Genomic DNA, 14,458 nt, shown 5'->3' with positions numbered 1-14,458 from the left:
AAAAGGCGCATGGCAATGACCATACGCCTTTCCCTTATTAGTCAATGGGTTATTCCCAGTATTTTTTCTTCGAGGTATGCCCCAGCCCCGGATTGAAACTATTTGTCGGATCAAGAGATTTATAGAATTTACGCAACTCCGGCTTGGCTTCATACAAATGCCCCACGTTGTGTTCTGCCGGGTATTGTGCGCCGCGTTTATCAAGCAATTCTAGCATTTGATGCTCTAATTCCATACAATCATAGCCTTTTTTGACAATGTAGTCCTGATGGAAAACATGACACATAAAATGCCCGTAATACAATTTATGGCTGATTTTTTGGTCGATCTCCAGCGGCAGGGTTTCAAACCAGTCACGATCATTGCGACGTAATGCAATATCCAGCGCCACAATGTCTTCCACTTCTTTTTCATGAATCGCACGATAACGAATCGCAGCTGAAGCCACAGCAAAGCGGTGTAACATTGCCGCTTGCGTTTCTACGGCATCACATTCAAAGAAAGCGCCTTTGCTGCCCTCTTTAAAGTAAGAGGTTAAATAATCTCGTGCTTCTTGCACGCCATCACCGCCCATTTTAACAATCAAGTGATGTTCGTATTGATCACGATATTGCCACAATTTTTTCGGCAAATGTTCCGGCAAGACCGTTGAAATGGCTTGCATCATCTTATCACTGAGATGGTTTGGCAAGAAATCTATTTTTTTCGCCCATCGATCGACTTTAGCTTTCAAAGCAAACAATTTCGGTAACCAATGCGTACCAAATTTTTTAATCACCCAAAACGTATCTTTGCCGTACTTAGCCGCCACATCAAACGCATCGCGGTGAATATATTCGCCGGAAATCGGTAGCTGTTTAAAATTCGCCAACATATGACGACGAAGATCATTTAATGCCTCAGTTTGATTGGTGCCAATATAAAATACTGCGGTCTTGTTCTCTGCAACAAAGGTATCTAGCCGCACCGCAAAAATCACTAATTTCCCTGCACAACCGGACGCCTCATAATGACGCGCCGGATCCGCATTAAAACGTGCCGGGCTGTCTTCATCCACTTGACGCACATGGTTGCAGTAAGCATGGTCGTGACCTTTGCCACAATCTAATTGGATGTCTTTGCGTTGATAACGTTGATTCTCTAAATTCGCTAATATTTCCTCTGGCGTTTCACCTAAATCAATACCTAAGTGATTCACCAGTTGTAATTCGCCCTGCTCTGTTAATTGCGCATAAAGCGCCATTTCTGTGTAAGCCGGACCACGTTGCACCAATGCTCCACCGGAGTTATTACAAATACCGCCAATCACCGATGCACCAATACAGGAAGAACCGATGACAGAGTGCGGTTCACGTCCGTGCGGCTTTAACGCGATTTCCAGCTCATTTAAGGTCGAACCCGGCAAACAAACTACTTGTTGTGCATCATTAATTAATTGAATACCTGAAATGCGCATGGCGTTGACAATCACAATGTCGCGATCATAGTCATTGCCATCAGGCGTAGAACCACCGGTCAAACCGGTATTGGCGGCTTGGGCGATAACAATGACATCGGCTGCCACACACGCTTTAAGAATCGCCCAAAATTCCGTTAAATTTCCCGGTCGAACCACCGCCAACGCGTTTCCATTCCCAAAACGATAACCGCTACGATAGGCTTCCGATTGGCTTGGGTCGGTAATCAAATATTTGTCGCCGACAATTTGACGAAGTTGGCTAATTAATGCAGCACTGGTCATCGATTGTTACTCCTATGTTAAAAACTATGTTGCCAAGAAACGCAAAAAGCATAACAGAATATACGCCACAAGACAGTGAAAAACACGCTTTTTTTGACCGCACTTGAGCCGAGAAAGCAAGATTTTAAGCATGGCTGAAACAATTAAGTTAACGAGATCACAAATTTTAAAAAAATGTTAACTTTTTTTTGATAACTAGATCACATTTTCCCAAAATAGGTATATTTTTTTTAGGACTACTCCATAAAATGCGACAAATGTTTTAATGTCCCATTATGATATAGGAGCCAATATGTCTTTTTTCCTAAGCGTATTCCCCATTGTTTTACTCATTTATCTCATGGTTAAGCGTAATGCTTTACCGTCTTATGTTGCTTTACCTTGGGTGGCAGTGCTGGTGATGGTCGTGCATTTATTGCACTTCCATACGGATATTGTCACGATCAGTGCAAACATCGCTTCTGCGATCGTTGCCGTACAAACCCCGATCACCGTTATTTTCGGTGCGATTTTATTTAACCGTTTCAGTGAAGTCTCCGGTGCAACCGACATCATGCGTAAATGGTTGGGTAACATTAACCCAAATCCGGTGGCGCAACTGATGATTATCGGTTGGGCGTTTGCCTTTATGATTGAAGGCGCCAGTGGTTTCGGTACGCCAGCCGCCATTGCCGCGCCAATTCTGATGGGCTTAGGTTTTAATCCGTTAAAAGTCGCGATGCTTGCCTTAATTATGAACTCCGTTCCGGTGTCTTTCGGCGCGGTCGGTACACCAACATGGTTCGGTTTCGGTCCACTTAAATTATCTGAAGACATGGTACTAGAAGTCGGCTCCATCACAGCACTGATTCACTCTGTGGCAGCCCTGCTTATCCCATTGTTGGCATTGCGTGTACTCGTCAGCTGGAAAGATATTCGCCAAAACTTGGTCTTTATTTATATCAGTGTCTTTGCTTGCGTCGTGCCTTATTTACTGATTGCACAATTTAACTATGAATTCCCGTCTTTAGTTGGCGGCGCAATCGGGTTGTTTGTTTCCGTCTGGGCGGCAAATCGCAATATCGGGTTAGCAAAAGTCGAAAACACATTAGATAGCAATGCGGTAACCACCGGTCAAGTGGTTAAAGCCCTCTTCCCGACCGGTTTGTTAATTGCGTTTTTAGTCGTAACACGTATTCACCAACTGCCGTTTAAAGCGATGATGAACGACACCACCGTTTGGTTTACTACCGCGCTAGGTTCATTAGGGACATTCGAAATCAGTAAAGGCCTTATCTTCAGCCTAAAAAATATCTTCGGTTCAGATGTTTCCTCAAGCTATAAATTACTTTATGTGCCGGCATTAATTCCATTTGTTATTACGGTATTAATTGCCATTCCGGTATTCGGCGTTTCCGGTGCAAAAGTCAAAGATATTTTTGCCACCAGCTTGAAACAATCCAAAAATCCATTCATCGCCTTAATGGGTGCCTTAGTGATGGTGAACTTAATGTTAGTGGGTGGCGAACATTCTATGGTGAAAATCATTGGCCGCACCTTTGCAGAAGTCACCGGTGATGACTGGACGATTTTCTCCTCTTACCTTGGTGCAGTTGGTGCGTTCTTCTCCGGTTCTAACACCGTATCCAACTTAACCTTCGGTAGCGTACAATTATCCACTGCAGAAACGACCGGTTTATCCGTGGCATTAATTTTGGCACTACAATCAGTCGGCGGTGCGATGGGTAACATGGTATGTATTAATAATATCGTTGCCGTGTCCTCTGTATTAAACATTCAAAATCAAGAAGGCACCATTATCAAAACCACGATCATTCCAATGGTGATTTACGGTATTATTGCTGCGCTTTGTGCCACCCTGTTAATTCCGTTGTTATACACGTTGTAGCGGCAACATATAAAATTAACTCAAAAAACGACCGCACTTTTGCGGTCGTCATTTAATTTTTTAACTGATTTTTCTTTTTTAATATTGGAGTATTACGATGAATGTGAATTTCTACGTGACCTGTATTGCCGATGTAGTCAAAAGCGGTGTGGCAAAAAACACCGTTCTGCTACTGGAAAAGTTGGGCTGTCAGGTGACCTTTTTAGAAAAACAAGGTTGTTGTGGGCAACCGGCATTAAATAGCGGTTATACCAAACAAGCCCTTCCCGGCATGAAAAACTTGGTCGAAACCTTTGAAGCTAATGATTACCCAATCGTAGCCCCTGCCGGATCTTGCGTTTATGCCGTTAAAAATTACCCGGATTACTTCACTCGCGCCAATGAGCCGGAATGGGCGGAACGTGCCAAAAAAGTCGCCGCTCGTTTCTATGACTTAACGGATTTTATCGTCAATAAACTCGGCGTGACCGACATCGGTGCACACCTGCCCGGCCGCGCCGTTTATCACCCCTCCTGCAGTCTTTTCCGTAAACTCGGTATTGTGAACGAGCCGATTGAGTTGCTCAAACATGTTAAAGGCTTAGAACTGTTGCCTATTCATAATCAACAAACCTGTTGCGGATTTGGTGGCACGTTCTCGGTCAAAATGGCAGAAATTTCCGGTGAAATGGTCAAAGAAAAAGTGGAACACGTTGAGGAAGTCGAACCGGAATATTTAATTGGGGCGGACGTGAGCTGCTTACTCAATATTGGTGGTCGCCTACAACGTGAAGGCAGCAAAATCAAAGTGATGCACATCGCAGAAGTGTTAATGCAGGAGTAATAAACTATGTCATTAAAAACCAGTAATCTTGCATTTAAAGCACGCGTTGATCGCGAAGTCCATAATGAAATCATGCGCAAAGCGGTGGTAAAAGCTCAAGAAACTATCGGCACAAACCGTCAAAAAATGGTGGATGAGTTAGGCCACTGGGAAGAATGGCGTGATTTGTCGAAACAAATCCGTAACCACGTTTTAGCAAACCTTGATGCCTATTTATACCAACTTAGCGAAAAAGTCATGGAAAACGGCGGCAAAGTTTATTTTGCCGAAACCGCCGAAGAAGCCACCGAATACATTCGTCAAGTCGCTCTGAAAAAAAATGCCAAGAAAATCGTGAAATCCAAATCCATGGTAACCGAAGAAATCGGGTTAAATGATGTTTTGGAAAAAGAAGGCATGCAAGTCATTGAAACGGATTTAGGGGAATATTTACTGCAAATTTCCGGCGACAAACCATCGCATATTGTGGTACCGGCGATCCATAAAGATCGTCACCAAATTCGTAAAGATTTACATGAAAAACTGGGCTATGAAGGTGCTGAAACCCCGGAAGACATGACCCGTTTCGTGCGTGAAAAAATTCGTCAGGATTTCTTAGAAGCAGACATCGGCATCAGCGGCTGTAACTTTGCCGTAGCAGAAACCGGCTCTGTTTGTTTGGTGACTAACGAAGGTAACTTGCGTTTAGCCACCACCCTCCCGAAAACCCACGTTGCCGTGATGGGGATGGAACGCCTAGCGCCAACGTTCCAAGAAGTGGACGTGTTAATTACCATGCTGGCACGTAGTGCAGTGGGTGCCAGATTAACCGGTTACAACACATGGCTTACCGGCCCTCGCCTTGCCGGCGAAACCGATGGTCCGGAAGAATTCCATTTAGTCATTGTCGATAACGGTCGTTCCGATATTTTGGCCTCCGAATTCCAAGAAGTTTTACGTTGTATCCGTTGTGGTGCCTGCTTAAATACTTGCCCGGCGTACCGTCAAATCGGTGGCCATGGTTATGGTTCTATTTATCCGGGCCCAATTGGCGCGGTGATTTCTCCGTTACTTGGCGGCTATGACGAATTCAAAGAATTGCCGTATGCCTGTTCCTTATGTAATGCCTGTAACTCAGTTTGTCCGGTACGCATTCCGTTAGCCCAACTGATTTTAAAACACCGTGAAAAAATGGTGGAACAAGGTAAAACGCCGGCATTGGAACGCTTATCCATTTTCGGTTTTGGCTTTGCCAACGCCCATCCAACCCTATGGAAAATCGGTGTAAACACCGGCGCTAAATTAGCGGGTAAACTCATTAAGAACGGCAAAGCACCAATTAAAATGGGGGCCTTGGCAGAATGGACAAAAGCCCGTGATTTACCAAAAGCTGAAGGCGAAAGCTTCCGTCAATGGTTCAACAACAGAGGATCAAACTAATGGATTTACAAAATAGAGAAAACTTCCTCAATAAACTGGCGGCAAAAATGGGCAAACCACGCGCCAATGTGCCGGAAACGATGGCGACACCGGTGAATACTTACCCAACAGAACGCCTGACCCATCTCACCCAAGCAGAACTTTGCGAAGAATTCGTAAACTTCGCCAAAGTGATGATGGTGGATGTGGTTGTGACGTCAGAAACGCTAGCAAAACAGACCGTACTTGAGCTTTGCGAAAAATATGGTGGCGGCGATATCGTGTTAAACGATGACCCGCGTTTAGAAGAACTGGGCATCACCGAAGCGGTTCAAGAAAAATACACTTGTCATATTTGGTCGCCGGAACACGCAGAAGCGAACATTACCAAATCAGAACAAGCCAATATTGGGATCGTTTACGCCGAATATGGTTTAACCGAATCTGGCGGTATCGTGCTATTTTCCCAAGCTGAACGCGGTCGTTCTGTGAGCTTACTGCCGGAAAAATCCATTGTTGTCGTGCGCAAAAGCAAGATACTCCCTCGTGTGGCACAACTGGCAAAAATCCTACATGAAAAAGCCCAACAAGGCGAACGTATGCCTTCTTGTATTAATATCATTTCCGGTCCAAGTTCCACGGCAGATATTGAATTAATCAAAGTGGTTGGGGTACATGGCCCGGTGGCGAAAATCTATCTTGTCATTGATGACTTGCCAACGAATTAATCATTCTTTCTCCTCACGCTAAAACAATAGGAAAAGTCACCGCACTTTTCCTATTTTTTTCACCATCAAGACACAAAATTCAATGACTTTATGATCTAGCTCTATTTTTTTACACGAATTTCCCTTGCATTAAAAATCCATTAGAGGATAATTATTCTCAATTGCAAACCTAAAATGGATAGACGTAAAAAGAGGGATTATGCGCATTTCTCGTTGGTATCACTACGCTATTTTTAGCATCTTTTTGTTATTTTCCACCTTAACGCACGCCGAAGATAACTATCAACAATGGGTACAGGATATTGAAAATCGGTTGGATAAAACCGCCGCACTTTATGCTGAAAATAAAGTCGATGATGCCCGTACCCAAGTCCAAATGGCTTATTTTGAAGTGTTTGAAAATCTTGAAGGGCCGATTCGCATTAACTTTTCTGCCCAAAAAAGCTATCAAATGGAAGCCACCTTTGGTGAAATTCGTAAAATGATTGGTGAAAATCAGTCGCAAGAACAAGTCAAAGCGAAAATCGATGGTCTTAAAGCGGCGTTACAAGAAGTGCTTCCTTCCCTAACCGCAGGACACCAACTTAATGCCTCCGGTCAGCACGGCGTATATGAAAACGCAACGATTGTTGCACACTGGCAAAAAAGCTTTAAAACCATTGACGATTTGTTAGCCCAAGCCATGACAGCGTATGAAGCGAAAGATTACGCCACCGCCAAAAAACTGGTGCAACAAGCGCAATACGATGGCTATAAAAACTCCGAAATGGAAATGTCCATTCGTCAAAATCGTTCCGCTGCCATTTCCGGCAATCTTAATCAACAATTTTATGATTTGATCAAGCTTAGCGAACAACCGGATCAAATCAGCGACTTTGGTTATCAAATCACAACGCTGTTACAAGATATTGAAGAACAGCTTCCTAATTTACCAACGACCCGAGAAAACCAAATAGAACAAACAACCGATAAGGTTGCCGACACAACGCCGGATAAAGATTGGGCACAAATCAGCACACAAGTGAACGCCGGCATTCAACAAGCCATCCGTTTATATGAACAAGGTGATACCACAAAAGCCATGGTAACGGTGCAAGATACTTACTTTGACATTTTTGAAAGCACCGGCATGGAGAATAAAATCGGTTCTCGTGACAGCAATTTCAAAACCCAATTAGAAGGCTATTTCACCCGTTTAGTGAGCTTAATGAAAGCCGGCGCGGAGAAAGAAAAGTTACAAGAACAAGCACAAGGATTAAGCCAAGGTTTAAGCCAAGCTGTCGCCATGTTACAAGGTGGAGAACAAACCGACTGGAGTATGTTCCTCTACAGCTTATTAATCATCGTGCGTGAGGGCTTAGAAGCACTACTCATCGTGGCGGCTATCGTGGCGTATTTAGTGAAAAATAATCATCAAGACAAACTGCCGGTTATTCGCCAATCCGTCTATGTGGCATTGCTTGGTAGCGTCATTACTGCCGTGATCTTCCAACTCATTTTCTCAAATTCCGGTGCCAGCCGTGAATTATTGGAAGGTTTCACTATGATGATTGCGGTGGTAATGTTGTTCATGATGAGCTATTGGTTGCTTTCAAAAGTCGAAGCACAGAACTGGAAACGTTATTTGGAAGGCAAACTCTCCACCGCATTAACCGCCGGCTCGCTTATTGGCTTATGGCTCACCAGTTTCTTAGCAGTATATCGTGAAGGCGCAGAAACCGTGTTGTTTTATTACGCGCTCGTTGGCGATGCCAAAAGTGCGGTCAGTTACGCTTATCTTTTTGCCGGCTTTGCCGTAGGTGTTGTGATTTTGGCCATTTGCTATTTTATTATGCGCTACACCGTGGTGAAATTGCCGCTTAAACCGTTCTTTATGTTCACCGGTTCGTTCATGTATTTAATGGCATTCGTGTTTGCCGGTAAGAGTGTACTTGAGCTGATTGAAGGCAAACTCTTTGAACCAACCTTAATCTCCGGTGTACCGGAAATTTCATGGTTGGGGATCTATCCTTATGTAGAAACATTGGTTCCGCAGGCTGTCTTGTTGGTGGCTGCTGTTTTTGCATTCATTTATATGAAGTACGAAAGCAGAAAATCTGCTTAATGTCGCACAAGTTATACTTATTCAGTTAAGGAGAAACTAAGTATGAAAAAAACATTAATCGCCACCGCACTTTTAGCCGGCATGATCACCGCACCGGCAGCCTTAGGCTTTAAAGAGTTCCCTGTGGGTGAACCGGTCACCATGAACGAAATGGAAATTGCCGCCGTGTATTTACAACCGGTTGACATGGAACCACGTGGTATGGGCTTGCCGGCAGCGAAATCCGATATTCACTTAGAAGCGGATATTCATGCCACCAAAGGCAACAAAAATGGTTTCGGTGAAGGCGAATGGATGCCTTATCTCACCATCCAATACACGTTGGTAAACTCCGATACCGGTGAAAAACAAGAAGGCACCTTCATGCCAATGGTGGCAAGCGACGGTCCTCACTATGGTGCAAACATCAAAATGATGGGCGTGGGTAACTATAAATTAACCTATCACATTGACCCACCACCAAAAGCGGGTATGCACCGTCACACCGATGAAGAAACTGGTGTTGGTCGCTGGTGGAAACCGTTTGATGTTAACTATGAATTCAAATTCACCGGTTTGAAATAAGCCTTTCAGGTGTTAACAAAAACAAAAAATAAAACACCTTGAGGCATATCAAGGTGTTTTTGTTTATGTTGACGCATAATGAAAGGGCTTTTTAAAACGTGTCTTCCTCCAAAATACCGAGGAAGCCAAAGACTAAAAATAGGTGACATCCTCTCTTTCAATTTTCAGAGTAAGCTATGAACTATTTCTTTGTTTTTCTTATTCAAACCCTGCTCCCGTTTTCTTTACTACTGGCGTGCAGCTGGGTGCCGTATCCTCACGCTAATCGCAAAAAATTAGTATGGCTTGCCATCTTCGGGTTTATCATCGGCAGTGTCATCACATTAAGTTTGCCCAATACGCAAAGTGTTAAACTCACCCTCGCCATTTTTAGCCTCGGTATCTTCCTCTTTGCTTACGTTTTTCAATTTATTCATTGGCAACGTTTAACCACGCTTTGGCATGTTATGCTCGCCGTATTAGCCGGCAGTTTTTGGGCGAAAGATCCCAACATCGCCGCGATCACCGGCACCGATGTCATCAACACGGATTTCTTATTACACATCAGCGCCATTGCACTCGGTTTTATTTTCTGTTTAGTCGTTGCCGGCTGGTGTGAGATTTTATTTGCGCAAAGTAAAATATCGAAAAAAACGACCGCACTTCGTCTCCTGCTCACCACGGTACTCACCCTCATTTTAGTCACGCCACTCCTTGGCGATGTATTACTGATTTTGATGAAATTGCAAGTCATCGAACTGACCAAAGTGCGGTTAAGTTTTGTGGCAAAATCCGGCAATATCACCACGTATTTAAACTACATTAATGCGGCTATTCTTGCCATTATCGTCCTTATTTTTGCGTTAAATATTCATCGCCCACGCGTGCGCACAGCCAATAACGAACAACAACCTATCGAAAAACGCAAAGCCCTTGCCGCCAAACGCACTTCCGGCAAGATCATCGGCTATGGTATAACGGCAATTTTCATTATGCTCGCCACGCAACTTTATTGGGACAAAATCGCGTCCCAGCCGCCACAACTTTCGGAAGCGCAAAGAGTCACCTTAGATGCGGAAAACAACGTACACATCCCAATCGAACAAGTAAAAGACGGGAAATTACACCGTTTTCTTTGGGTTGCCGACGATGGCAAAGCGGTACGTTTCTTCATTATTAATCGTCTGCCCGACAAACTCAGTCTTGCTGCCGTATTCGATGCCTGCATTTTATGTGGCGACCAAGGTTATGTCATGGAAGGCAACCAAGTGGTATGCGTGGGTTGCGGCGTACGTATGTTTACCCCTTCCATCGGCAAACCGGGCGGTTGCAATCCGGTGCCGATTGATAATTGGAAACAAACAGAGACGGAAGTCATTATCAATAAGAAAAACTTGGAAGATGGCTTGAATTACTTTACGACCATCATTGAAATTGAAGTGGTGGATCCCGTCAATGGTAAGAAATTGACCAACACCAAAACAGAATACAAATACAACCATGAAGGCAGAACCTATTTCTTCACGGATGAAAAGAATTTAAATCTGTTCCGCGATAATCCGGAAGCCTATTTAAATAAAGCCGATGAAGCCTCAACCGCCAAGGAGGAAAAATAATCATGTTAGCGCGTATGTTATTTCAATCTTGGCGTTATGGGCTAAAACGCAAGCTTCTTGCCATTGTCACTATTTTCCTCGCTGCCGGTTTGATTTCCGCCTTGCTCGCCGTGTCCATCGACATTGGCGACAAAATGGCAAAAGAGTTGAAATCTTACGGTGCCAATATTTTGGTGGAACCGGCTAGTAGTGCCGTTTTGCCGGATGATGTCAGCGGTCGTAGTTCCCTCGCCACACAAGATTTTTTAGATGAAAAAGAACTGCCGAATGTGAAAGACATTTTCTGGCGCAACAACATTGTGGGGTTTGCCCCCTTACTCAGCACGCAGGTGAAAGTCAGCGTGGCTAACGGCGTAGAAAACGATGTGAGCATCCTCGGGACGTTTTTTGATCATAATATTCCTGTGCCGGATGAAGAGGATTACCACACCGGGCAAAAAATCATCAGCCCTTACTGGCAAGTAGAAGGCGAGTGGGTGGATGATGCTACTGATGATTTCGGTGAACAAATTCCTGCCCTACTCGGTGCCCAGCTTGCCAAACAACAGCAATGGAAAATCGGTGATGTGATTACCTTAAGTTATCAGACGGAAGAACACGCACAGCAACAACACATGACCGCTATCGTAAAAGGCATTGTTAAAACCGGTGGCACAGAAGAACAACAATTGATTTTGCCGTTAAGTGCGGTGCAAAATTTACTTGGATTAGAAGGCAAGGTACAGGCAATTAAAGTCTCCGCGCTCACCGTGCCGGAAAATGATTTATCCCGCAAAGCCCGCGCCAATGTGGACGGTTTAGCCGCAGAGGAATATGACCGTTGGTATTGCACGGCGTACGTTTCCTCTATTTCCCATCAATTGGAAGAAGCGATTTCCGGTGCGATTGTTCGCCCTATTTGGCAAGTCGCGGCTTCCGAAGGCGTCGTCATTGAAAAAATTCAATTATTACTCGCTGTTGTCACCCTTGCCGCACTGATTGCCGCCGCCATGGGCATTGCTTCATTAATGACCACAACCATTATTGAACGCAGCAAAGAAATCGGTTTAATGAAAGCTCTCGGCGCCTATCAATGGCAAATCGTCTTACTGTTTTATTGCGAAGCCATCATCAGCGGTTTAATCGGTGGCATCTTAGGTTGCATTGCCGGTTGGGGGTTAGCTCGTTTTATCGGTGCCACGTTATTTGGCGCACCGCTCAGTTTCGCCTGGATCGTGATCCCTTGCGTATTGGTACTTTCCGTCTTGATCGCCGTGATCGGCGCTTGGTTCCCGGCACACCGAATTGCCCGTCTTTATCCTATCGAGGTGCTTTATGGCAGACAATAAACCTATCAATATGTTTTGGCGCTTGGTATTACGCGCCTTGCGTCTGCGCTTGCAACGGGTATTCATCATTTTTGCCGCACTCACGGTAGGCGCAAGCATTGTGACGGCAATGGCGGCGGTGTACTTCGACATCAACACTAAAATGAGCCAAGAACTGCGTACCTTCGGCGCCAATTTTTATATTGGCCCTAGCAACGGCAATTTAATCAAAGTGGAGCAAGTGCAACAGATCCTTGACCAAGCACCGAAAGGCTTAATCACGGCGGCAAGCCCCTATTTATACGGTGTGACACGTAGTGATTTGGAGAAAATCGTGATGATGGGCGTGTGGTTTGAAGACATGAAAACCCTTGCGCCTTATTGGCAAATCACAGGCAATCCTATCGGGGTGAACTTCGATGAGCGCAACGCCATGATCGGTAAAACTCTCGCGGAGCGGCTCAATTTAAACGTAGGCGATAAACTCACGTTAAGCCTCAATTCCGTGGATAAACACCAGTTCAATATTAAAGCCATCGTAGAAGCAGGCGATGCCACTGACAATATGTTGATCGTGAGCCTCGATTTTGCACAAAACTGGTTGGAAAAAGAAAACTTGGCGACCAACGTATTATTAAACGTCAAAAACGATCAAGGCCAAGTAGATCAATTTGCCCAACAGTTGCAACAACAATATCCCGATTTAGACATTCATCCGATCCGCAAAGTCTCCGCCTCCGAAGGGCAAATTTTAGATAAAATCAAAGGCTTGATGGGCTTGATTTCTGTGGTAATTTTGATTTTAGCTACCCTTTGCGTGAACACCACCTTAATCGCTATTGTGGGTGAACGGGCGAAAGAATTTGCGTTGCAAAAAGCTCTCGGTGCGAAAAGCCGCGACATCATCAAACAAATCGGCGCAGAAACCTTGATTATCGCCCTTTGCGCCATTGTATGCGGCTTAATCATCGGCTATCTATTAGCACAGGTGCTCGGCTTAACCGTATTCAAAGCCTATATTGATATGCGCCTGCCGGTGATTCCGATTACCATCACTTTATCCTTATTAGTGGCGTTTATCGCGGTTATCGTACCGACCCGCCGCGCTTTAGACATTCAAACCGCCAACGTATTGAAAGGGGAATAACATGGCTAAAATCGTCATTGAAACACAGCATTTATACAAAAGATTCGGCCAAGTGACCGCACTTGAAGACATTAATATTCAAATTGCCGAAGGTGAATTCGTCTCTATCATGGGGGCCTCCGGTTCCGGTAAAACCACATTAATGAATATTCTTACCGGCTTGGATACCGCGACAGAAGGCAAAGTGATTTTAGACGGAGTGGACGCAGCACAACTGGACGAAACGGGCAGACAACGTTTCCGCGCGGAAAAAATCGGCTTGGTGTTCCAACAATTTCACCTCATCCCCTATTTAACCGCGCTTGAAAACGTGATGCTGGCGCAACATTATCACAGCGTGGTAGATGAAGCCGCCGCCAAAGCAGTGTTAGATCAAGTGGGCTTAGCACATCGCATGAATCACCGCCCAAGCCAACTTTCCGGCGGGGAACAACAACGGGTGTGTATTGCACGCGCCTTAGTGAATCAGCCGCCAGTCATTTTTGCCGACGAACCGACCGGCAACCTTGATGAAACAAATGAACATTTAGTGTTGAATTTACTCACAGAATTAAACCGGCAGGGGCGTACGATCGTCATGGTGACCCATAACCCGGACTTAGGCAAACTCACCAACCGCATTATTTACTTGCAACACGGCAAATTATTGCGTGAGGAAAAAAATGCTGGCTAATTTTCTTCGTTTTCTGGGGATAAGTGCGGTTATTTTTTTTAGTGTTTCCTGCAAAGAGGAATCTGTGCAAATTGGCCAACCTGCCCCGGAAATTGCCGCCTTCGATCTGCAAGGCAATAAAGCCTCATTAAGCGATTGGCAGGGCAAAACCGTGCTCATCAACTTCTGGTCGGAAACCTGTGGCGCATGCATTGCGGAATTAAGAACCTTGCAACAATGGGCGGAAAAATACCCGAACCAAGTGCAACTGGTCGCTATGAATATCGACGGCGAAAAGGCCGATACACAAGCGATTGTGACCAAACGACAACTCACCTTGCCGATATTTAAAGATCAAATGAAAATTACGGCAGAACGTTACCAACTTGTCGGCACACCAACCTCTTTCGTGATTGACCCAAGCGGCAAAGTAATATATAAATTCGAGGGTTTACTCCCTGAAGAGGAACTACAACGTCTCTTTACCCCAACGAAAATCAATTAAGGAAAA

Annotated in this window: 12 protein-coding genes; 11 read left to right on the top strand and 1 reads right to left on the bottom strand. The window is 44.7% G+C overall.

Annotated features, from left to right (window positions below):
- Positions 1–49 precede the first annotated feature (49 nt).
- Positions 50–1,741 carry a D-lactate dehydrogenase gene (dld, locus tag J5X96_RS04690; RefSeq protein ID WP_209364594.1) on the bottom strand — a complete coding sequence of 564 codons (1,692 nt, stop codon included), beginning with the start codon at positions 1,739–1,741 and terminating at the stop codon, positions 50–52.
- A 265-nt stretch (positions 1,742–2,006) separates the two neighbouring features.
- On the opposite strand from dld, the gene J5X96_RS04685 reads away from it, so the two are divergent.
- The 11 genes from J5X96_RS04685 (at position 2,007) to J5X96_RS04635 (ending at position 14,452) form a co-directional block, all read left to right on the top strand.
- Complete coding sequence (locus J5X96_RS04685; protein ID WP_209364592.1) at positions 2,007–3,629, top strand: lactate permease LctP family transporter; 1,623 nt, start codon at positions 2,007–2,009, stop codon at positions 3,627–3,629.
- A 97-nt stretch (positions 3,630–3,726) separates the two neighbouring features.
- Positions 3,727–4,452, top strand: coding sequence for a (Fe-S)-binding protein (locus tag J5X96_RS04680; RefSeq protein WP_209364590.1), 726 nt, complete (start codon positions 3,727–3,729; stop codon positions 4,450–4,452).
- A gap of 6 nt (positions 4,453–4,458) precedes the next feature.
- Entirely contained in the window at positions 4,459–5,871 is a 1,413-nt protein-coding gene (locus tag J5X96_RS04675) for a LutB/LldF family L-lactate oxidation iron-sulfur protein (RefSeq protein ID WP_209364588.1), read from the top strand.
- Positions 5,871–6,578, top strand: a complete 708-nt coding sequence (locus J5X96_RS04670) for a lactate utilization protein C (protein ID WP_209364587.1) — start codon at positions 5,871–5,873, stop codon at positions 6,576–6,578. The genes J5X96_RS04675 and J5X96_RS04670 overlap by 1 nt, the downstream gene beginning before the upstream one ends.
- Positions 6,579–6,777: 199 nt before the next feature.
- Positions 6,778–8,682: an FTR1 family protein gene (locus tag J5X96_RS04665; RefSeq protein ID WP_209364585.1), complete on the top strand. Its 1,905-nt coding sequence runs from the start codon at positions 6,778–6,780 to the stop codon at positions 8,680–8,682.
- Between the two features lie 42 nt (positions 8,683–8,724).
- On the top strand, positions 8,725–9,246 hold the full coding sequence (locus J5X96_RS04660) for an iron transporter (protein ID WP_006718557.1): 522 nt from the start codon (positions 8,725–8,727) through the stop codon (positions 9,244–9,246).
- A gap of 176 nt (positions 9,247–9,422) precedes the next feature.
- A complete protein-coding gene (locus tag J5X96_RS04655) occupies positions 9,423–10,841 on the top strand; it encodes a Fe-S-containing protein (RefSeq protein WP_209364583.1) in 1,419 nt (472 codons plus the stop codon).
- Positions 10,842–10,843: 2 nt separating this feature from the next.
- Positions 10,844–12,169, top strand: a complete 1,326-nt coding sequence (locus tag J5X96_RS04650; protein WP_209364581.1) for an ABC transporter permease — start codon at positions 10,844–10,846, stop codon at positions 12,167–12,169.
- The gene (locus J5X96_RS04645) at positions 12,156–13,295 is read left to right on the top strand and encodes an FtsX-like permease family protein (RefSeq protein ID WP_209364579.1); all 1,140 of its coding nucleotides are present in this window, start codon (positions 12,156–12,158) and stop codon (positions 13,293–13,295) included. The genes J5X96_RS04650 and J5X96_RS04645 overlap by 14 nt, the downstream gene beginning before the upstream one ends.
- Position 13,296: 1 nt before the next feature.
- The gene (locus J5X96_RS04640; RefSeq protein ID WP_209364577.1) at positions 13,297–13,968 is read left to right on the top strand and encodes an ABC transporter ATP-binding protein; all 672 of its coding nucleotides are present in this window, start codon (positions 13,297–13,299) and stop codon (positions 13,966–13,968) included.
- Positions 13,958–14,452, top strand: coding sequence for a TlpA disulfide reductase family protein (locus J5X96_RS04635; protein WP_209364575.1), 495 nt, complete (start codon positions 13,958–13,960; stop codon positions 14,450–14,452). The genes J5X96_RS04640 and J5X96_RS04635 overlap by 11 nt, the downstream gene beginning before the upstream one ends.
- Positions 14,453–14,458: the final 6 nt, after the last annotated feature.

The organism is Aggregatibacter sp. 2125159857 (genome assembly GCF_017798005.1).
In the GTDB taxonomy this organism is placed as follows: Bacteria; Pseudomonadota; Gammaproteobacteria; order Enterobacterales; family Pasteurellaceae; genus Aggregatibacter.
This window is presented reverse-complemented; position numbering and strand designations above follow the sequence as displayed.